This is a genomic window from Streptomyces spororaveus, assembly GCF_016755875.1.
Taxonomy (GTDB): domain Bacteria; phylum Actinomycetota; class Actinomycetes; order Streptomycetales; family Streptomycetaceae; genus Streptomyces; species Streptomyces spororaveus.
Window position 1 is genome coordinate 61,361 of the sequence record NZ_BNED01000005.1, and the last position, 19,111, is coordinate 80,471.

At 73.9% G+C, this 19,111-nt stretch carries 17 protein-coding genes; 12 read left to right on the forward strand and 5 right to left on the reverse strand.

Annotation, left to right across the window (positions count from 1 at the left end; genetic code table 11):
* Together Sspor_RS02880 and Sspor_RS02885 are read right to left on the reverse strand one after the other, a co-directional pair.
* Window positions 1–1,131 (reverse strand): polyamine ABC transporter substrate-binding protein, encoded by a 1,131-nt coding sequence (locus Sspor_RS02880; RefSeq protein WP_202197591.1) that lies wholly within the window; start codon window positions 1,129–1,131, stop codon window positions 1–3.
* Between the two features lie 164 nt (window positions 1,132–1,295).
* A complete protein-coding gene (locus tag Sspor_RS02885) occupies window positions 1,296–2,543 on the reverse strand; it encodes an aromatic ring-hydroxylating oxygenase subunit alpha (RefSeq protein ID WP_237403629.1) in 1,248 nt (415 codons plus the stop codon).
* Between the two features lie 506 nt (window positions 2,544–3,049).
* Between Sspor_RS02885 and Sspor_RS02890 the strand changes: the two genes are divergently transcribed.
* The 8 genes from Sspor_RS02890 to Sspor_RS02925 all read left to right on the forward strand — a co-directional run bounded on the left by Sspor_RS02890 (window position 3,050) and on the right by Sspor_RS02925 (window position 11,221).
* Window positions 3,050–3,466 (forward strand): hypothetical protein, encoded by a 417-nt coding sequence (locus Sspor_RS02890; RefSeq protein WP_202197592.1) that lies wholly within the window; start codon window positions 3,050–3,052, stop codon window positions 3,464–3,466.
* Window positions 3,463–4,755 (forward strand): NADH-ubiquinone oxidoreductase-F iron-sulfur binding region domain-containing protein, encoded by a 1,293-nt coding sequence (locus tag Sspor_RS02895; protein ID WP_202197593.1) that lies wholly within the window; start codon window positions 3,463–3,465, stop codon window positions 4,753–4,755. Before Sspor_RS02890 ends, Sspor_RS02895 begins: the two co-directional genes overlap by 4 nt.
* Window positions 4,752–4,943, forward strand: a complete 192-nt coding sequence (locus Sspor_RS02900; RefSeq protein ID WP_202197594.1) for a ferredoxin — start codon at window positions 4,752–4,754, stop codon at window positions 4,941–4,943. Before Sspor_RS02895 ends, Sspor_RS02900 begins: the two co-directional genes overlap by 4 nt.
* 1 nt (window position 4,944) lies before the next feature.
* Window positions 4,945–7,053 carry an acetate--CoA ligase family protein gene (locus Sspor_RS02905; protein WP_202197595.1) on the forward strand — a complete coding sequence of 703 codons (2,109 nt, stop codon included), beginning with the start codon at window positions 4,945–4,947 and terminating at the stop codon, window positions 7,051–7,053.
* A 6-nt stretch (window positions 7,054–7,059) separates the two neighbouring features.
* Window positions 7,060–8,262, forward strand: a complete 1,203-nt coding sequence (locus Sspor_RS02910) for an acyl-CoA dehydrogenase family protein (protein WP_202197596.1) — start codon at window positions 7,060–7,062, stop codon at window positions 8,260–8,262.
* 39 nt (window positions 8,263–8,301) lie between these two features.
* Entirely contained in the window at window positions 8,302–9,474 is a 1,173-nt protein-coding gene (locus tag Sspor_RS02915; RefSeq protein WP_202197597.1) for an acyl-CoA dehydrogenase family protein, read from the forward strand.
* 176 nt (window positions 9,475–9,650) lie between these two features.
* Entirely contained in the window at window positions 9,651–10,613 is a 963-nt protein-coding gene (locus Sspor_RS02920) for a 3-hydroxybutyryl-CoA dehydrogenase (RefSeq protein ID WP_202197598.1), read from the forward strand.
* Complete coding sequence (locus Sspor_RS02925; RefSeq protein WP_202197599.1) at window positions 10,610–11,221, forward strand: TetR/AcrR family transcriptional regulator; 612 nt, start codon at window positions 10,610–10,612, stop codon at window positions 11,219–11,221. The genes Sspor_RS02920 and Sspor_RS02925 overlap by 4 nt, the downstream gene beginning before the upstream one ends.
* Window positions 11,222–11,267: 46 nt before the next feature.
* Here Sspor_RS02925 and Sspor_RS02930 read toward each other — a convergent pair whose 3' ends face one another.
* From Sspor_RS02930 to Sspor_RS02940, 3 genes are all read right to left on the reverse strand, one after another.
* A complete protein-coding gene (locus Sspor_RS02930) occupies window positions 11,268–11,621 on the reverse strand; it encodes a DUF8108 domain-containing protein (protein WP_202197600.1) in 354 nt (117 codons plus the stop codon).
* A gap of 322 nt (window positions 11,622–11,943) precedes the next feature.
* Entirely contained in the window at window positions 11,944–12,735 is a 792-nt protein-coding gene (locus Sspor_RS02935) for an N-acyl homoserine lactonase family protein (protein WP_202197601.1), read from the reverse strand.
* A 90-nt stretch (window positions 12,736–12,825) separates the two neighbouring features.
* Window positions 12,826–13,449 (reverse strand): hypothetical protein, encoded by a 624-nt coding sequence (locus tag Sspor_RS02940; protein WP_202197602.1) that lies wholly within the window; start codon window positions 13,447–13,449, stop codon window positions 12,826–12,828.
* 177 nt (window positions 13,450–13,626) lie between these two features.
* Here Sspor_RS02940 and Sspor_RS02945 point away from each other — a divergent pair, with 177 nt between their 5' ends.
* The 4 genes from Sspor_RS02945 (at window position 13,627) to Sspor_RS02960 (ending at window position 19,074) form a co-directional block, all read left to right on the forward strand.
* Window positions 13,627–14,715, forward strand: coding sequence for a DUF5954 family protein (locus Sspor_RS02945; RefSeq protein ID WP_202197603.1), 1,089 nt, complete (start codon window positions 13,627–13,629; stop codon window positions 14,713–14,715).
* 132 nt (window positions 14,716–14,847) lie between these two features.
* Entirely contained in the window at window positions 14,848–15,279 is a 432-nt protein-coding gene (locus Sspor_RS02950; protein WP_202197604.1) for a VOC family protein, read from the forward strand.
* Between the two features lie 167 nt (window positions 15,280–15,446).
* Window positions 15,447–16,793, forward strand: coding sequence for an LCP family protein (locus Sspor_RS02955; RefSeq protein WP_237403630.1), 1,347 nt, complete (start codon window positions 15,447–15,449; stop codon window positions 16,791–16,793).
* A 193-nt stretch (window positions 16,794–16,986) separates the two neighbouring features.
* A complete protein-coding gene (locus Sspor_RS02960; protein WP_202197606.1) occupies window positions 16,987–19,074 on the forward strand; it encodes a SpoIIE family protein phosphatase in 2,088 nt (695 codons plus the stop codon).
* The last annotated feature ends 37 nt before the right edge of the window (window positions 19,075–19,111 follow it).

Genomic DNA, 19,111 nt, shown 5'->3' on the forward strand with positions numbered 1-19,111 from the left:
TCAGCCGGCCTTCACGTCGGTCCAGGCGGCGTCGCGGGCCCGTTCGGTGCCCGCGTCGCCGTTGCGGAAGAAGAGGTCGGCCGCCAGGTCGTCGGCGGTCACCAGGCACTGGGGGAACGGCTCGACGAGTGCGGCGTAGGTGTCCTCCGTGCCACGGACCGGCATCGGGTAGCCGATGTACTCGATGTTCTTCTTCACGTTCTCCGGGCGGAGCATGTAGTCGATGAAGAGCATCGCGGTGCCGGGGTGCTGCGCGTTGGCGGGTATCGCGTAGCAGTCGGAGTTGACGGGGGCGCCCTCGCGGGCGACCTCGAAGCCGAATACGGACGGGTCCTCGGCCTGGGCGAGCATGGCGGCCATGTCGCCGCTCCACGCCTGGGTCATGTCGGCGTTGCCGTTGAGGAGGTTGTTGTAGCTGTCGCTGGAGAAGCCGCGCAGGCGGGGGCGGAGCGAGCGCAGGGTGTCGGTGACGCGGGCGAGGTCGCCTTGGTCGCCGGTGGTCAGGTCCAGGCCGAGCTTGAGCGCGCCCAGGCCGAGCACCTCGTCACGGTCGTCGAGGACGAAGACCTTGCCCCTGGCCTTCTCGTTCCACAGGTCTTCCCAGGAGCCGGTCAGGTCGCCGAGCCGGTCCCGGCGCCAGCCGATGCCCGTCTTGTACATGGTGAACGGGACGGTGTGCGCGGAGCGGCGGTCGTACCAGGGGTCGGCGAAGTAGCCGTAGCCGCCGAACACGGCCTCGGCGCCCCGCAGCTTGGAGTGGTCGATCGTACGCAGCCTGCCGCCGGTGGCGAGGCGCTCGGCCCATTTCGCGGTGGGGAAGATGATGTCGTAGCGGTTGCCGGCGTTGAGTTTGGCGGCCATGCCCTCCATGGAGTCGTAGTTCGACTGGACGACCTTGACGCCGTACTCCTTCTGGAAGCCTTCGAAGACGGTGGGGTCGACGAAGTCCGCCCAGTTGAAGTAGACGAGGTCGCCGTCGACCTTGACGTCGATGGGTGCTTGCGCGGTCGCCCGGTCCGCCGGGTCGTCGGCGGTGGCGAATCCGCAGCCGGAGGCGGTGAGGGCGAGGGCCGCGGCGGTGCCGGCGCGGAGGAACGAGCGTCTGGTCGGAAGGAGTGCCTCGGGGGACATGGGGTCCTCTCCGTAGGGGCCGCAGGGGGACGGCGGGAACGAGCGGTACGTGGGGGCTCGGTCATGCGGCGGGCGCGGCGTGGGGGTGGCGGGGCGCTGCGTCGCGCACGTGCGGTGGTGCGGGTGGGGGCGCGGACGGGGGGTTCGGGCCTGGGCGCGGCCCTCTAGGGGGTGTCGAGGTCCGCTCGGATGCGGCCGGCGAACCAGCCGACCGCCGACTCGCGCCGCGACAGCGGTCCGGGCTCGAAGCCGGGGGTGGAGAGCCCCTTCTGCACGCGGGCGACCAGTTCGGCGTCCTCGTCGTTGGTGATCCAGCCGATGTGGATGTTCAGGCGCCGCGCGAGGCGGGTGCGCAGGCTGGTGCCGCGGCGGGTGTAGAACGCGCCGGGGACGGCCACGCGGTCCACGGCCGTGGGGATCGCGGTCCAGGCCAGTACGTGGTCGGGGTAGAAGTCGATCAGGGTGTTCGGGTAGATGACCGCGTACCGCCAGATCCGGCGGTCGGCCTCGCCGAGGCCCGGCATGGGGGCGGCGATGCGCTGGTAGAGGCGCTCGGCCCAGTTCGAGGACGGCTTGTCGCGCAGCGGGGAGGCGAAGAGCGCGTAGGACTCCTCGATCTCGCAGGTGTAGCCCTGGTAGTCGAGCAGCCGCATCAGACCGGGGTGGGCGACGGGGACGTGGTAGCCCTCCAGGTAGTTGTCGACCGCCACCTTCCAGTTGGCCTGCTGCACCTCGGCGGCGGCCAGGTCGTGGATCCGGGCGCGGCCGATGGGCACCAGGTCGGCTCCGGCGTAGTGGCCGACCGCCTCGGCGAGGCCCGCGCAGCTCTTGGCCAGCGGTTCGGCGCCGGGGTCGAGGTTGACGAAGACGAAGCCGAGGAACGACTCGACCCGGGCCGGGAAGAGGCCGAGCTTCGGTTTGTCGAGGCAGGGGATCTGGCGGGCCTCCGGGGCGCCGACCAGGCTCCCGTCGAGGCGGTACGTCCAGCCGTGGTACGGGCAGCGGATCGCCTTGCCGTCGGGTTCCGGGGCGGTGACCAGGCGGGTCCCGCGGTGGCGGCAGACGTTGAGGTGGGCGGCGAGGCCGCCGTCCTCGGTGCGGACCACGAGGACCTCGCGGTCGGCGACGGTGGCTGCGAGCCGCGCGCCCGGGTTCGGCAGGTCGGACTCGTGGCACACGAGCTGCCAGGACCGGGCGAAGACGTGCCGGGTCTCCGCGGCGGCGGTCTCGGGGTCGGTGTAGTAGCGGGCGGGGAGGGCGGGCCCGGGCACGTCGGGGGCGGCAGGCTCGCGGTCGGGCCCGCGAGCGGGGGGCTCGGGGGTGAGCGGCCCGGGAGCCGGGGCCTTGGGGGCTGCGGCGGGGCCCGGCGGCCCGGTCCGCTCGGACCGAAGGGCGGCGTCGGACCGATCCACGGCGTCGGATCGACCGGTGCGGCCTGTCGGGGATTCGGGAGCTCTTGAATGCATCGGTAACTCCTCCGTGCCGGCGTGCGGCGATCGGTAGCGGCGTTCGATGGCGAGGCAAGACGAGGCGGGGCGGGGGTGGGACAAGGCAGAGCGGAGGCAAGGCGGTCCATCGGCGGACAGGCGGTCGGGGCGGGGAAGCCGGAACCAGGCTGACCGATTGGACAGCCAGATTGCTGGCTCATTTCCACCGGGTCAAGACTTGTTCACTGACCGATCGGTCAGCTAGCGTGATTCTTGCCTGACCGATCGGTCAGCAAACGTGCTTTCCTGTCGCCGCACCGGCCCTGCTCCCGCATTCGCCCTGCTCACCAGGGCGGAGGCGGCGGACGCAGCCGTGCGGCCCGCCCGGCCGGTCCGGGCCCGCACCCCCGATCCCCTCCGATCCCCCGCCGCGCCCCCGGCTCCCGCCGGGCGCAGGGCCGGCGGCGGTATCCCATCCCCCGGAGGCACGCATGAGCGGTCGTCGGCGTCTGGACTGGCTCGGGCTCACCCCCGAACCGGAGCGAGAACTCCCCGCAGCGGTCGCCGCCCTGCGCGCCTCGTCCCGCGGTGCGCCCCCGGGTCCGCCACCGCAGGCCCTGGCGGCCGCCGAGCGGCGCCGCGTGGAACGCCTGATCCTGCGCGGCAGCCGGCACAGCTGGCTCCGCTACCTCGCCGAGGTCACCGACCTGGTGACCGGCGTGGCCGCCGGGTCCCGGACGGGCGACCCGGCCGCCGCCCTGCTCGCCGGCGAGGTCGTCCTCGACCACCACCACATGCTCATCGGCCTCCCCGGACCGGGATACGGCCGCACCGCCCGGGACCGCACCGCGCTGGAGAGCGCCGTACGGACCCTGCGCACCCACACCACGACAGGAGTCGGCCGATGACCACGATCCGACTCCCGACGGCGCGGCCGCCAGGCAGCGTCCTCGGGGCGGCCCCGCACCTCGCCGAAAGCGCCGACGCCTACCGCGCCGCGGGCGGCTACGGTGACGCCACCGGCCCGCAGGACCTGCTCGCCCATCTCGACGCCTCCGGGCTGCGCGGCCGCGGCGGGGCCGCCTTCCCGGCCGCCGTCAAACTGCGCTCCGTGCGCCACTCCGGCGGCTCCCCCGTCGTCGTGGCCAACGGCGAGGAGGGCGAACCGGGCTCGGCCAAGGACCGCTGGCTGCTGCGGGCCCGGCCGCACCTGGTCCTCGACGGCCTCGCCCGTGCCGCCGCCGTCACCGGAGCCGTGCGCGGCTTCGTCTACCTCTCGGACCCGGTCGCGGCCGAGAGCGTGCGCCGGGCCCTCGCCGAGCACCCGCCGCCCCTGCCCGTCGCGGTCGTCGAGACCGGCCACACCTACGTCGCCGGTGAGGAGACGGCGGTCGTCCGCCGGATCGACGGCGGCCCGGCGCTGCCCACCGCCAAGCCGCCCCGCCCGTTCGAGCGGGGCGTGGGCGGCGCGCCGACCCTGGTGTCCAACGTCGAGACGCTCGCCCGGATCGCGCTCACCGCCACCCACCCCGACCTGCGGCGCGCCATCGCCCGCCACACTCTGGTGACGCTGTCCGGCGGCCCGGCCGCGCCCGTGCTCACCGAGGTCCCGTACGGCATCACGCTGCGCACCCTCGCGGCGCGGTACGGGAACCCCGACCCGGCCGGCGCGCTGATGGGCGGGCTGTTCGGCGGCCTCGTCGACGCCCCTGCCCTGGATCTCCCCCTCGACCCCGGCGCGCTCACCGCCGCCGGCACCGCCCTGGGGTGCGGGGCCATCCGCTTCCTCGCCCCCGGCAGCTGCCCCGTGACCACTGCCGCCGATGCGGCCGCGCATCTCGCGGCCGAGAGCGCCCGGCAGTGCGGGGTCTGCGTGTCCGGCACCGCGGCCGTCGGCAAGGCCCTGTACGGCCTCGCCGCCGGCACCGCCGGCCCGGACACCGCGGACAGCCTGCTCCGCTGGTCGCGGGGCCTGACCGGGCGCGGCGCCTGCGGACTCCTCGACGCCGCCGCGGGGATCGCGGGCAGCCTGCTGCGCTCCTTCCCCGAACGGGTCCGCTCCCATCTCGCCGCGCCGTGCCCGGCCTGCGCGGACGCCGTGCCCGCGCACGGCCGGCGCCGCCTCACCGTGGCCGTGCCGGAGGTCTCCTCCCCGCCCACCGCCGCCCCCGTGCCCGCGCTGAAAGGAACGCCATGAAACTCCTGCTCGACTCCACCCGCTGCCAGGGCTACGGCCTGTGCCAGGAACCGGCACCCGACCTGGTCGAACTCGACGAATGGGGCTACGCGAACATCATCGCCGTCGTCGTCCCGCCCGGCACCGAGGACGCCGCCCGCGCCTGCGTCGAAAGCTGCCCCAACTCCGCCCTGCGCGTGGAGGGCTGACATGGGACGCGACCTGACCGCCCTCTTCGACCCCCGCTCGGTCGCCGTCGTCGGCGCCAGCGACGACCCGGCGAAGTACGGCCACGCGGTGGCCGCCCAGGCCCTGCGCGCCCCCGACCGGCGGCCCGTCCACCTGGTCAACCGGCGCGGCGGCACCGTACTCGGCCGCACCGCGGCCACCTCCCTGTCCGCCGTCGGAGAACCCGTCGACCTGGTGGTGGTCTCCGTACCCGGCGCCGGCTTCGAGGCCGCCGTCGACGAGGCCCTGGCCTGCGGGGCCAAGGCGATCGTCGCCATCACCGCGGGCTTCGCCGAGGCCGGCCCCGCGGGCCTGGCCCGGCAGCGGGCGGTCGCCGACCGGGTGCGGGCCGCCGGAGCCGTCCTCGTGGGCCCCAACTGCCTGGGCATCGCCGACAACACCACCGAGCTGTACCTCGCCTCGGACCGCTTCGCCCCCGGCGGTGTCGCCCTGCTCAGCCAGAGCGGCAACCTCGCCCTCGAACTCCAGCTCCGCGGCGAGCCGCACGGCCTCGGCTACTCCCGCTTCGTCTCCCTCGGCAACCAGGCCGACGTCACCCTCGTCGACCTCGTCCAGGACTGCGCCCGCCACGAGGCCACCTCGGCCATCGCCGTGTACGCCGAGGACTTCGGCGACGGCCGGGCCTTCGCGGCGGCCGCCGCCGCGGCGGGCAAGCCGGTGGTGCTGCTCACGGCCGGCCGGGGCACCGCCTCCGCCCGCAGCGCCCAGTCGCACACCGGGGCCCTGACCACCTCGGCCGACGTGGTGGCCGCCGCCTGCCGCGACGCGGGGGTCGAACTCGTGCGCACGCCGAGGGAGATGACCGTCGTCCTGGCGGCACTGGGCGCCGGGGTGCGTACGCGGGGCAGGCGGACCGCGGTCTTCACCGACGGCGGCGGCCACGGCGCGGTCGCCGCCGACGCGGCCGAGGACGCCGGGCTCGACGTACCGGAACTCGGCGGGCCGACGCAGGACGCGCTGCTGACCGTGCTGTGGGAGCAGTCGTCGGTCGGCAACCCCGTGGACCTGGCGGGAATGGGTGAACAGCGGCCCCTGTCCTACGCGGACACGGTCGGGGCACTGCTGGCCTCCGACGAGGTCGACGCCGTGTTGATGACCGGGTACTTCGGTGGTTACGCCGCCTCCGAGGGCGGACTCGGCGGCAGCCCGGCGGGCGGTTCCGTCCTCGCGGAGGGCGAGGCCCGGGCGGCCAAGGAGATCGTCTCCCACCTCGTGTCGGCGCCGAAGCCGCTGGTCGTGCAGTCGATGTACCCGCGGTCGCCGAGCTGCCGGACGCTGGCCGAGGCCGGGGTGCCGGTGTTCGCCGCCACCGAGGACGCCGCCCGCGCGCTGGCGGCGATGACCGGACGGGAGGCGGCGGACCGCAGCGCCGGCGTGCCCCCGCTGCCGTCCGCCGCCACGCCGCTGGCGGATCCGGGCTACCACGGGGTGCGGGCGCTGCTCGGCGCCGCCGGGGTGCCCTTCCCGGCGGCGCGCGAGATCACGGACGAGGCCGGACTGCTCGCCGCGGCCGCGGAGTTCGAGGGTCCGTACGTCCTCAAGGCCCTGCACGTCCTGCACAAGTCCGACGCCGGCGGGGTGGCCCTGCGCCTCGCCGACCGGGACGCGCTCCTCGCGGCGTACCGGGAGATGCACGCCCGCCTGGGCGCACCCGCCTACTCGGTCGAGGCGATGGCCGATCTCACGGACGGCATCGAGCTGATCGTGGGCGTGAACCAGGATCCGCGGTTCGGGCCGGTCGCCCTGGTCGGCCTCGGCGGCGTCCTCACCGAGACGCTCCGCGACGTCGCCTTCGCGCTCGCGCCCGTACCGGCCGCGCGGGCCGAGGCCCTGCTGCGCGGTCTGCGCAGCGCCGCGCTGCTGGACGGCGTACGCGGCCGGCCGGCCGTCGACGTGGCCGCGGCCGCGGCCGTCATCGAACGGATCACCACCGTCGCCGCGGCGCATCCGGAGATCGCCGAACTGGAGGTCAATCCCCTGCTGGTGCGCCCGGACGGCGCCCTGGCCCTGGACGCGCGGGCCGTCCTGCGCCGACCGCTCCACCCCACCACCTGTGCTCTGGAGGACTGACCCCCCATGGACTTCCGCTACACGCCCGAACAGGCCGATCTCAAGGCCCGCGCCGCCTCCTACGCCCGGCTGCTGATGCGGTACGAGGACCGGTCGGAGGAGGCGGGCGGCCCGCTGCCCGTCGAGACCGTCCGTGAACTGACCCGCGCCGCCATGGACGCGGGCGTCTACGCCATCAACATGCCCGCCGCATGGGGCGGCGCCGGCCTGTCCCTGCTGGACCAGGTCATCGTCGAGGAGGAGTTCGGCAAGGTCACCAACTGCCTGTGGGACATCCCCTGGCGGCCCGCGAACGTCCTCGCCCACGGGACCGGGGCGCAGCGCGAGAAGTACCTGTTGCCGGTGATCCGCGGCGAGCGGTTCGACGCGTTCGCGGTGACCGAGCCCGGTGCGGGCTCCGACCCGGGCTCGGGCACGAGCACCGCGACCCGAACCGACGGCGGCTGGCTGCTGAACGGCGAGAAGTGGTTCGTGACCTGCGGCGACATCGCGGACTTCCTGCTGGTGCAGGCCGACGCGGGGCCGGAGCGCGCCGCGACGCTGTTCTTCGTGGACAAGCAGGCGCCCGGGGTCGAGATGACACGGGTCCCCCGCTTCATGCACTCCGCGGTGAACGGCCACCCCGAGTTCACGTTCACCGAGGTCTTCGTCCCCGACGCGGACGTGCTCGGGGGTGTCGGCAACGGCTACGAGCTGACCAAGGAGTGGTTCACCGACGAGCGGCTGATGATCGCCGCCCGGACCGTCGGCGCCGCCGAACGGGCCCTGGAACTCGCCCGGGACTGGGCGGTGGAGCGCCGCCAGTTCGGCTCCCCCATCGCCGACTTCCAGCTGATCCAGGGCATGCTCGCCGACTGCGCCGTCGACATCGCCGTCAACCGGGCCTACACCCACCAGGTGGCCTGGGAGGCGGACCGGCCGGAGACCGACCGCAAGACGCTGCACGCGAAGGCCTCGACGGCGAAGCTCGCGGCGAGCGAGGCCGCGGGGCGGGTCATCGACCGGTGCGTGCAGATCTTCGGCGGGCGCGGCTACGACCGTACGTACCCCGTCGAGCGCATGTACCGCGAACTGCGCGTCGACCGGATCTGGGAGGGCACCTCCGAGATCCAGCGCCTGATCATCGCCAACGAACTGATCAAGCGCGGCACCCGGGCCCTCGCCCTCCCCGCCTGCGCCCCCACCCCCGCCCCCTCCTCCGCTTCCTGACGACCGCTCCCCCACCACGACCCAGAGGACAGACAGAACATGGACTTCCGCCTCACCGCCCGCCAGGAAGAGCTCCGGGGCGCGGCGCGCTCGCTCACCGACTTCATCATGAAGTACGAGCTCGACTGCGAGGAGAACAACGGGCTGCCCCCGCGGGCCCACACCGAGATCCGCGACGCCGTCCTGGACAGCGGGCTGCAGGCCGTCAACATGCCGAAGGAGTGGGGCGGCGCGGGCCTGACCATCCTGGAGCAGGTCACGGTCCAGGCGGAGCTCGGCCGGCTCACCGGGGCCCTGTGGGACATGGTGTGGCGTCCGGCCAACGCCCTGTCCTTCTGCACGCCCGAGCAGCGCGAGCGCTACCTCGTCCCCGTGATCCGCGGGCAGCGCCGGGACTGCTACGCGGTGACCGAGCCCGAGGCGGGGTCCGACCCGCAGAACCTGCGGACCACGGCGACGCGGACCGACGGCGGCTGGGTCCTCAACGGCGAGAAGTGGTTCGTGACCGTCGGCGACCACGCCGACTTCATGATCGTGCTGGCCGCCGCCGGGGAGGAGCGCGCACCGACCCTCTTCCTGGTCGACAAGGACACGACGGGCATCGAGATGACCCGGGTGCCGCGCTGGATGCACACCTTCGTCTACGAGCACCCCGAGTTCACCTTCACCGAGGTGTTCGTCCCCGACGACGCGGTCCTCGGCGAGGTGGGCCAGGGCTACGACATCACGCGCTCCTGGTTCACCGAGGAACGGCTGATGATCGCCGCCCGGACGATCGGGGCGGCGGAGCGGGCCCTGGAACTCGCCCGGGACTGGGCGGTGGAGCGGCGCCAGTTCGGCTCGCGCATCGCCGACTTCCAGCTGATCCAGGGCATGCTCGCCGACAGCGCCGTGGACATCGCCGTCAACCGGGCCTACACGCACCAGGTGGCCTGGGAGGTCGACGAGGGCGTCCTCGACCGCAAGACGCTGCACGCGAAGGCGGCCATCGCGAAGCTGGCGGCGAGCGAGGCGTCGGGGCGGGTGATCGACCGGTGCCTGCAGATCTTCGGCGGGCGCGGCTACGACCGCTCCTACCCGGTCGAGCGCCTCTACCGTGAGCTGCGCGTCGACCGGATCTGGGAGGGCACCTCCGAGATCCAGCGCCTGATCATCGCGGGCGAACTGGTCAAGCGCGGTACGGGTGTTCTGCGGATGCCGTCCGCCGAGTGACGGGGGGGCCGGGCCGGTGGTCCGGACGGCGCCCACCGGGCCGCCCGGACCGCCGGCCGCTCCCGCTCCCGCTCCCGCCCACGCCCACGGCCCCGTGGACAGCGGGAGCGGCACGGGCCCCGGGGGCGTCGGAAGCATCAAGCATCATCAGGCATCACAGGAGGGAGGACCGGTCGATGACCGATGTCGAACGGGTCGGGATCGTGGGCTGCGGACTGATGGGATCCGGTATCGCCGAGGTCTGCGCCCGGGCCGGACGCGACGTCGTGGTGGTGGAGACGAACCGTACGGCCGCCGCGGCCGGCCTGGAGCGGATCGTCCGCTCCCTGGAACGCGCTGCGGCGTCCGGGAAGCTGACGGCCGCCGAACGGGACGCCGCCGTCGGCCGGATCGCGGTGACCGCCGACGTGGCGCGGCTGGCCGACCGGGACCTGGTCGTGGAGGCGGTGGCGGAGGACGAGCGGGTGAAACTGGAGGTCTTCGCCCTGCTCGACCGGGTGGTGGAGCGCCGGGACGCCGTCCTCGCGACGAACACGTCCTCCATCCCCGTCATCAGGCTGGCCACGGCCGTCTCACGGCCGGAGCAGGTCGTCGGCCTGCACTTCTTCAACCCCGTACCGGTGCTCGCGCTGGTCGAGCTGGTGCCGTCCCTGCTCACCGCCGAGGAGACCGTCCGGCGGGCGCACGCGTTCGCCTCCGAGGTGCTGGGCAAGGAGGTCGTCCGCGCCCGGGACCGGGCGGGGTTCGTCGTGAACGCGCTCCTCGTGCCGTACCTGCTGGCCGCCGTGCGCATGGCCGAGTACGGCACCGCGTCGGCCGAGGACATCGACCGGGGCATGACCCTGGGATGCGCGCACCCGCTGGGACCGCTCGCCCTGGCCGATCTGATCGGCCTGGACACGGTGCAGGCCATCGCGCGGTCGATGTACGCGGAATACAAGGAACCGCTGTACGCCACGCCGCCGCTGCTGGCCCGGATGGTCGACGCGGGCCGGCTGGGCCGCAAGACGGGCAGGGGCTTCCACACCTACGGCGACCGCGGGGGCGGCGCGATGCGCGAGGATGGTGCCGTGGTGGCCACGGCAACCGGGCCCACCCGCCCGGTCCACGGGCGCCGACACGGGGAGCAGCCGACGTGACCAAGGCCGAGCGCGCAATCGAGACGCGTGAGCGAATCCTCACGGCCGCCTGCGAGGTGATCGCCGACATCGGCTTCGAGAACGTCAGCATGCGCAAGGTCGCCGAGCACGCCGGGGTGTCGAAGGCCCTGCTGCACTACCACTTCGACACGCGCGAGAAGCTCTTCGCCGAGGCGATGACGCATTCCTTCGCGCAGACCGGTACGGACACCGAGGGAGTCCCCGACTCGGTGCCCTCCTCCGTCGTCCTGGCCCGCATCCTGCGCAGCATGCTCCCGACGGACGCGGAACTGCGCCAGGACTGGAAGCTCTGGCAGGAGTTGTGGGTGCGGGCCCAGCGCGACACGGCGGCCCGGCACTTGGCCGTCGACCTGTACGACCAACTGCACGCGTGGGTCGGCGGGGCCGTGGAACGGGGCATCCGCTCCGGGGAGTTCACCGACTGCGACGTCGCCGCGCTCGGCACCCTCGTACTGGCCCTGTGCGACGGCCTCGGCATCCGGCTGATGCTCGACGACCCCCGGGTGGACCTCGCGGCGGCCCGGTCGACGATCTGGCGGGCCATCGCACCCGCGCTGGGCATCGCCCCGGAGTTCCCGGACGTCTGACGGGTCCGGCCGGTCAGCCGGTCCTCCGGCCGGTCGGCCGGCCGCTTCAGCCGGGACCGTGCACGGTCTGTACGCGGCCGACCGGGTCGACGGTGAGGGCGACCCGCTCCGTCCTGTTGCCCAGCGCCAGCACGATCCACACGACGCCCCACAGGAGGCAGGTGAAGATGGTCAGGATCGCGTGCAGGAGGTGGTTGACGTTCCCGCCGCGCACCAGCACCGCCTGGGTCGGAGAGCGCGATTCGACGCGCCATCCGAGGGCGACGTACTGGTTCACCCTCCAGTCGAGGACCGCGGTCCGCCGTGCGTCGTCGAGCGGCTCGCCCGGGGGCGCGTAGAACAGTTCCGGAGGGGGATCGGGGAGCGGCCCCCAGCCCTTCGGTCGGTCGGAGTTGGCCATCGGTCCTGCCTCCCCACACGTCGGGGCCGCCGGAGGGCGGCACCGGGGGCGGGACGGCATCGCCGGGTCCCGCATATCCCCAGGGTGCTCCGGGCGGGCCGGTCCGGCATTCCGAGCCCGCCGGACCGCTCCCGTGTCGCACATCAGTACGAATTCAGTTCCGGTCTTCCGGCCGTTGTCAGTGGTGCGCCCTACAGTCGGGGCATTCCCGTTCACGGGTTGAGGCGGGCTGCCTCGCTGCACGATCCCGCCCCACCGGACCCCCTCGGGGGACAGCGCCCGGTGGGGTGGCGCGCGGCCCCGGCGGCGGCTCGCCGGGACCTCAGTCCCAGAACTCGCCGTCGTGCGGGAGTGCGGCGAAGTGGTCCGGATCGTGGGAGAGGAAGACCCGGATGCCGGCCCGGGACAGCGCGCGCAGGCGCCCGTGGGTCAGCATCTTCTCCTCGGTGTTCCAGTCGCTGAGCATGGGCACGTTGTGGTCCAGCCCCTGCTGGAGGTGCGCGGCGTCGCCCATGAGGGCGATCCGTCCGTGGTGGTCGAGGTCCAGGACGAGGCCCTGGTGGCCGGGTGTGTGGCCCGCGGTGCGCACGAGCCTGAGCGTGCCGTCCTGGAACAGGTCGATGTCACCGCCCAGTTCGAGGAAGTCGTAGTTCCGGCTGCCCGCGTAGTCGTCGAAGGCGTAGCCCCGGGCCGTCCAGCGGTCCGGCCACCAGGCATGGCGCAGTTCGTCGCGCTGGGCCACATGCACGGCGTGCGGGAAGTAGGTCATCCCTCCCGCGTGGTCGAGGTGCAGGTGGGAGTAGAGGACGTACCTGACGTCGGTGAGCCGGTACCCGAGGCGCTCCAGCTGGGCGTCGACGGCGTGCGCCCGGGTGAACCCCTCGGCGCCGTAGGCCGCCCGCAGGCCCGGACCCCAGTGGGCCTCGGCCTGCTCGGGGTCCGCCACGCGGTGGTTGACCCCCGTGTCGAAGAGGACCGGTCCGTGCGTGGCGTGCTCGATGACGGCGACCGTGGAGGGGACGGTGACCATGCCGGTCGCGCCGTACACGAGGTCGCTCTTCGGCATGGTGAAGGGCCCGGCGTCCAGTGTCGTCACCCGTAGTCTCGCGGTCACCACGGGACCTCCCTCCCTCGCGGTGGGCGGACTCCACCTGTCCAGGATAGGGGTGCCCGGCGGATCGGGCTCGGACGGCGCCGGGACGGCCTACCGCTTGTGGGGCGGGTCCACGCGTCGGAGGGCCTGGGCGAGGGCGGTCGGCGAGTCCACCGAGACGTACACGGTCACCGCCGCCACCGGTCCGTGCGGGCCCAGGTCGAGGAGTACGGGCGGGTCCAGGTGCACGGCCACGTTCAGGGCGCTCTCCACCGAGCAGGCCACCGCGCCCGGTTCGCCGGGCACCGGCCTCGGGCCCCGGCCGGCGACGGTGCGTACCACCGGGGAGGTGGAGCGGACCGCCGAGCGCGGCAGGGTCAGGTCCCCGAGGAAGGCGGTCCGCAGGACCAGCCGTGTCTCGTCCACCTGGTGCGGGTGCCGGACCAGGGCGGCCACCAGGCCCAGCCCGCCCAGCACGAGCAGGAGTTCCAGGGCCGCGTGCACCGGCCGGACCGCGGGCGGCAGCATCGAGGAGAGCAGGAAGGCCGCCACGATCTCCGTCACCGCCAGGACCAGCACCACCTGCCGTGTACCGGCCGAGTGTCCCGGTCCGGGCCCCGGTACCGGCGGACGCCGCAGCACGACCGCCGTCAGCGACGCCGCCCATATCCGCAGGATCCCGGCCCGGGTGGGCCGGGGCGTCACGGTCCCTGCCGTCGGTTCCGTCACCGTCACGGCCGCCCCCTGCCCGTCGTCGCCGCGCTGCTTCCCCTGTCAAGGCTCGCGCGCGTCCCGCGGGGTGGGCAGTGACAAATGTCAGGGGTGCGCGGACGGTACCGCGCGCGGGTCTCCCGGGGCTGGGGAATCGGTGAATCGGGGACGGCGGCGCGGAACGGTCGGCAGGATGGCCGCATGGACCGTGGGGACTTGAGGCCGCGCGGGTCGCGGCCGGTGGTGGTGCGGGTGCCGGTGGAACCGGTGGAAGCCGCAGTGGAAGCCGATGCGCTCGACGCCGCGGCGCGTGCGGGCGATGTGGTGGTGCGCGGACCGCTGTTCGGGGTGGCGGCGCAGTCCCCCGAGGACGGGCCGCGCTGGCGGGTGGTGCTCGAAGTGACGGCCGGCTGCCCGCAGCAGGCGCGCGACGCGCTGAACTCGCGGCTGTGGTTCCACGCGAAGGACGAGGCGAAGGACCGGGCGGAGCGGCGCGCGCTCCTGGCGGCGGTCGCCCGGCTGGAGCGCGAGCGGGTCGACGACCTCGTCGTGTGCGGGACCCGGTACCGGGTGGTGCGCGCCGAGGAGTACGCGGTGTCGGGCCCGGGCGGGATGGAGGCGCCGCGCCCGACCGACCCGGAGCCCCTCGTGCCCGACTGGGACCGGGCCGTCGGGGAGCCCGGGATCGATGAGGAGCTGGTCGTGGATCCGGATGCTCCGGTCACCCCTACACAGGCGTTCGAGCAGCTGGCGCTGCGCGGCCTGTGCTACACGGGCGACCGGTTCCCCGAGGAGGTGCGGGCCGACTCCCGGCAGGCCCTGGACACCCACCCCGACGTGCTGGTGATGCCGCCGACCTTCTCGGTCGTGGAGCGGACCGCCGACGGATGGCGGCCGGTCAGCGGCCCGCACGCGACCCCGCACGCCGCCCGCAAGTCGCTGGACTTCGCGCTGACCTGGATGTGGCCGCGGATGCGCGGTCACATCCCGCAGGACGCCGACCCGCGCACGGACGCCCGTACGTGGGCGGCCGCGGACGGCGGGAGGTCCGCCGACCTGCGGGCCGCGAAGCTCGCGGCGTACGCCGGTGCCGCGGACACGCTCCGGACCGGCCGGGTCAACCGGCTGGAGTTCCAGGACGTGCTGTACCAGATCGTCCGCACCCGCCGCCTGCTGCGCTGGGGGCCCGACGGGCCGGAGGGTCCGCGGCCGTCCGACGTCAACAGCCAGGACCCCGCACGCATCCACCTCACGCTGGACGAGGACGGCCGCGTCCTCCCCGACGAGTGACCCGCCCGCCGGCCCGCCCTTCCCGTGGAAGTCGGCGCCCGCCGGGCGTTTCGACGTGCGCCACCGGACCTCCATGGGCAACGGTGGACCCGCCCCGCTGTGCGACCCGCTGATGCCCCGAGGGAGACACCTGTGAACTGGACGCTCGAAGTCGTCCCCGTCCCTGTCACCGACATGGATCGCGCGAAGAGTTTCTACGCCGACAAGGTGGGCTTCGGCGTCGACCTCGACGACGAGGTCTCGCCCGGGGTGCGCATCATCCAGATGACGCCGCCCGGTTCCCGGTGCTCCATCGCCATGCTCCAGGGGATGCCCACGGCACCGGACGGCCGGGTCATGGCACCCGGCACCCTGCAGGGCCTCCAGCTGTGCGTCACGGACATCGAGGCGGCCCGCGAGGAACTGGTGGCCCGGGGCGTGGACGTGTCGCCCGTCCGGAACCTCGGCGCGTCGGGCTGGCAGGAGGGCAAGGGCGGAACCTGGAACTCCTTCATCACCTTCGACGACCCCGACGGCAATGGCTGGATCGTCCAGGAGGCGCCTTCGGAGCTGTCCGAGCGCTGACGGGGCGGGCTCGCTCCCCAGGGCGGGCAGATGTACCAAACCCGCCCCCTGCGGGGAGGAATCCCGGCGCGTACAGACCGGCCGCCCGCACAGCGGACCAGTACATTCCCGATTTCAGCCGGTTCGTACAAGTCTGGGGATGTGCCTTGCGTCGTATCGCTGTCGCTGTGACCCTGCTGACCGCCCTCTCCTGCGGTTCCTTCGTGGGCTCGCAGGCCGTCTCGGCCGCGAGCGCGTCGGCGGGCGGCGGCGGCCGGGGTACCAACATCCTGGTCGTCGGCATCGACAGCCGCGCCGGGCTCTCCGCCGCCGAGAAGCGGCGGCTCCACGTGGGCGGCAAGGGGTGCAACTGCACCGACGTGATGATGCTCGTCCACCTGTCCCGGAACCGGCAGCGCGCGAGCATCGTCTCCATCCCCCGCGACTCGTACGTCGAGTACGCGGGCACCACCGCCGGCGCCCCGGCACGCAAGGGCAAGATCAACAGTGCGTTCGCGCTCGGCGGCGGCCCGCTCACCGTGGCCACCGTGGAGAAGGCCACCGGCCTCCGCATCGACCACTACCTGCAGACCGATTTCACGGGCTTCGAGCGGACGGTGAACAACCTCGGCGGTGCCACCGTGTGCACCGACACGCCGCTCAAGGACGAGAACTCCGGGCTCGACATCGGCGCGGGCCGCCATCTCGCCGACGGAAACCGGGCTCTGCGCTACGTCCGGGCCCGGCACGTCAACCTCCGCCCCGGCGACCTGGGCCGGGTCCGCCGCCAGCAGCGCGTGGTCAACGACCTGCTGGCCCGGCTCACCGCGGAGGGCGCACTGGCCGGCCCGATCAGCACGGCGCGGACCGTGCGCACCCTGCTGAAGACCGTACGCACCGACGCACGGACCGGCCTGGACGACCTGGTGCGTATCGGCTGGGCCCTCGGCCACCTCCGCTCGGACCGGACGGAGTTCGCGACCGTCCCCATCCGGCTCTTCGACCACCGCGTACCCGGAGTGGGCTCCACCCTGGTGTGGGACGAGGCCCGCTCGGCCGCACTGTGGGACGCGCTCGGCGCGGACCGCCCGATCACGGGCGACACCCGAATCCAGCCCGTCGCGGAGAACCCGGCCCCGACCGACCCGGCCCGGTTCACCGTGCACGTGGACGACGCCGACGTCGCCGCCGCCCTGCGCGGCAACGGGTTCGTCGTCACCGACACCTCGGCGGCCGCACCGCCCGCGCGACCGGCGGGCCCGCCGGTCGTCCGGTACGCCCCGGGCCAGGAGGAGAACGCGGCGACCGTCGCGGCCGCGCTGCCCGGCGCCCGCCTGCGGAGCGACCCGGAGCTCGACGGGTTCGTCGAGGTCGCCGTCGGCTCCCGGCCCGTCCAGGTCAAGGCCGTCACCTTCGACCGCAACGTGGCCGACGGCGCCCCCGTCACCGCCGAGCGGCTCCGCTGCGCCGAAGCCCCGGTGGCGGCGGGGGCCGCGCGGCCGGGGAGCGCCGTACCGCCGTCCGGGCGACGATGAGAGATGCGGACCACGCACAACCGCGGGCCGCGCCGGGTGAGCGGAGGCAGGAGCGCACCGCGGCGCGGCCTGGGCGCCGGACGGACGGTGGCACCCACCGAGCCGGTGGCAGCCCCCACCCCGGGGGGACACACCGCCGGGGTGGGACCGCCGCGGCGCGAGGCCGGGACCGCCCCCGAGGAGCGGGTGCAGGATGCATGAGGAGATGCCGCTCGACGACCTGATCAGCAGCGCCGCCCAGGATGCCGGAGGATGGCTGGGCGCCCTGCCGGTCGCGCTCGTGGCCACCAGCAGCGACGGGATGATCGTGCGCTGGAACCACGGCGCACAGCAGCTCCTCGGCTACGCACCGCCCGAGGTACTGGGGCGGCACATCTCCGACCTCCTCCACCCGGGAGCCGATCGCAGCCTGGGCCGGTCCCTGTGGGAGACGGCCGCCACCGGGCGCGGGGTCATGGGCACGGTCACCGCCTGGCACAGCCAGGGGCACCCGCTGGAGCTGGAGATCTGGGCCTGCCCGGTCCCGGACCGCCGCCACGGGGCCTCGGCCGTGCTGGTCTTCGCCGCCGACGCGCACGCGGCCCGCCGTATCCGGGGCTCCTCGGCCGTCTGGGACGGGCTGTTCGCACGCTCGCCGGTCGGGATCGGGGTCCTCGACACGCAACTGCGGTTCCTCCAGGTCAACCCGGCCCTGGAAGCGATGAACGGCCTCGCCGAGTCCGCCCATGTGGGGCGGCGGCTGGCCGAGTTGCTGCCCGAGGTGAACGCCGACCAGATGGAAGAGGCGATGCGCGAGGTCCTGGACACGGGTGAGCCCGTCCTCGACCGGCGCCGTACCGGTCGGACCCCGGCCGACCCGGACCACGACCACGTGTGGTCGTGCTCGTACGTACGCGTCGAGGACCCCGGCGGCCGGCCGATCGGCGTGATCGCCTCGCTCCTCGACATCACCGTGCAGCAGCGTGACCACACCGAGGCCGAAGCGGGCCGCCGCCGCCTCGCCCTGCTCAGCGAGGCGAGCTCCCGTATCGGCGCCAGCCTCGACCTGGAACGCACGGCGCAGGAACTCGCCGATCTCGCCGTCCCGCACCTCGCGAGTGCCGTCACGGTCGACGTCCTGGATTCCCTGGCCCGCGGCATCGAGCCGGGCACGGGCCTGTCCGGGGGCGTCGCCCTGCGCCGTCTGGGCAAGGCTCCGCTGACCGGCTCCGCCGTCACCCAGTCCCTGGCGCCCCTGGGCCGGACCCTCATCTTCCCCACGACCGCGCCCTACACCCAGGCCCTCGCGGCCCGCCAGTCGTTCCTGATCGCCCACCTCGACGAACGGTCCGTCGCCCCCGCGGCCCGGCACTCCCCCAAACCGGCCCAGCTCCTGGAGCTGGGAGTGCACTCGTTCATGATGACCCCGCTGATCGCCCGCGACATGGTCCTCGGCGTCGCCACCTTCTACCGCACCGGGCACACCGGCCCCTTCGGGTCCGACGACGTCACCCTTGCCACTGAGCTGGCGGCCCGTGCCGCCATCAGCATCGACAACGCGCGCCTCTACCACCACGAGCACGAGACCGCGGTCGTCCTCCAGCGCAGCATGCTCCCCCAGCACATCACCCCGCCGCCCGGTATCGAGATCGCCCACCGCTACCTGCCGGCCAGCGATGTCAACGAGGTGGGCGGGGACTGGTACGACGTGCTCCCCCTCAGCGGAGGCCGGGCCGCGCTCCTCATCGGCGACGTCATGGGCCACGGCATCGCGGCCGCCGCCGTGATGGGACGCCTCTCCGCGACGGTCCGCGCCCTCGGCCGCCTCGACATGCCTCCCACCGCCCTGCTGCACCAGCTCGAAGCCACCCTCGCGGACCTGTCCGACCCGATGCTCGCGACCTTCCTGTACGTGGTCTGCGACCCCGCCACCGGCCACTGCACGGTCACGCGCGCCGGACACCCGCCCCCGGCCGTGGTCCAGCCCGACGGTACCGTCTACCTCGTCAAGACCCCGCCGGGCGTCCCGCTGGGCGTCGGCGGCATCTCCTTCACCACCACGGACATCGCCCTTCCGCCCGGCAGCACCCTCGTCCTGTACACCGACGGGCTCATCGAGGCGCGCCGCCGTGACATCGACGAACGTCTGGGCGAGCTGACCGGTCTGCTCGCCACGCCCCAGCAGTCGCTCGACCACCTCTGCGACTCGCTCATCGCCCATCTGGTCCCCGCCTCCGCCGACGACGACATCGCCCTCCTCGCGGCCCGCATCGGCGGGCCCGCCCACCAGCCGCCCGTCTGAATCGGGCCATCGGCCCTCCGGCGCTGTCACCGCACCC

Bases quoted from the DNA above. Each gene is read 5' to 3' on its own strand.
- Sspor_RS02900 (WP_202197594.1), top strand. From the start codon at position 4,752: ATGAAACTCCTGCTCGACTCCACCCGCTGCCAGGGCTACGGCCTGTGC.
- Sspor_RS02905 (WP_202197595.1), top strand. From the start codon at position 4,945: ATGGGACGCGACCTGACCGCCCTCTTCGACCCCCGCTCGGTCGCCGTC.
- Sspor_RS02915 (WP_202197597.1), top strand. From the start codon at position 8,302: ATGGACTTCCGCCTCACCGCCCGCCAGGAAGAGCTCCGGGGCGCGGCG.
- Sspor_RS02920 (WP_202197598.1), top strand. From the start codon at position 9,651: ATGACCGATGTCGAACGGGTCGGGATCGTGGGCTGCGGACTGATGGGA.
- Sspor_RS02930 (WP_202197600.1), bottom strand. From the start codon at position 11,621: ATGGCCAACTCCGACCGACCGAAGGGCTGGGGGCCGCTCCCCGATCCC.
- Sspor_RS02880 (WP_202197591.1), bottom strand. From the start codon at position 1,131: ATGTCCCCCGAGGCACTCCTTCCGACCAGACGCTCGTTCCTCCGCGCC.
- Sspor_RS02960 (WP_202197606.1), top strand. From the start codon at position 16,987: ATGCATGAGGAGATGCCGCTCGACGACCTGATCAGCAGCGCCGCCCAG.
- Sspor_RS02910 (WP_202197596.1), top strand. From the start codon at position 7,060: ATGGACTTCCGCTACACGCCCGAACAGGCCGATCTCAAGGCCCGCGCC.
- Sspor_RS02895 (WP_202197593.1), top strand. From the start codon at position 3,463: ATGACCACGATCCGACTCCCGACGGCGCGGCCGCCAGGCAGCGTCCTC.
- Sspor_RS02945 (WP_202197603.1), top strand. From the start codon at position 13,627: ATGGACCGTGGGGACTTGAGGCCGCGCGGGTCGCGGCCGGTGGTGGTG.
- Sspor_RS02890 (WP_202197592.1), top strand. From the start codon at position 3,050: ATGAGCGGTCGTCGGCGTCTGGACTGGCTCGGGCTCACCCCCGAACCG.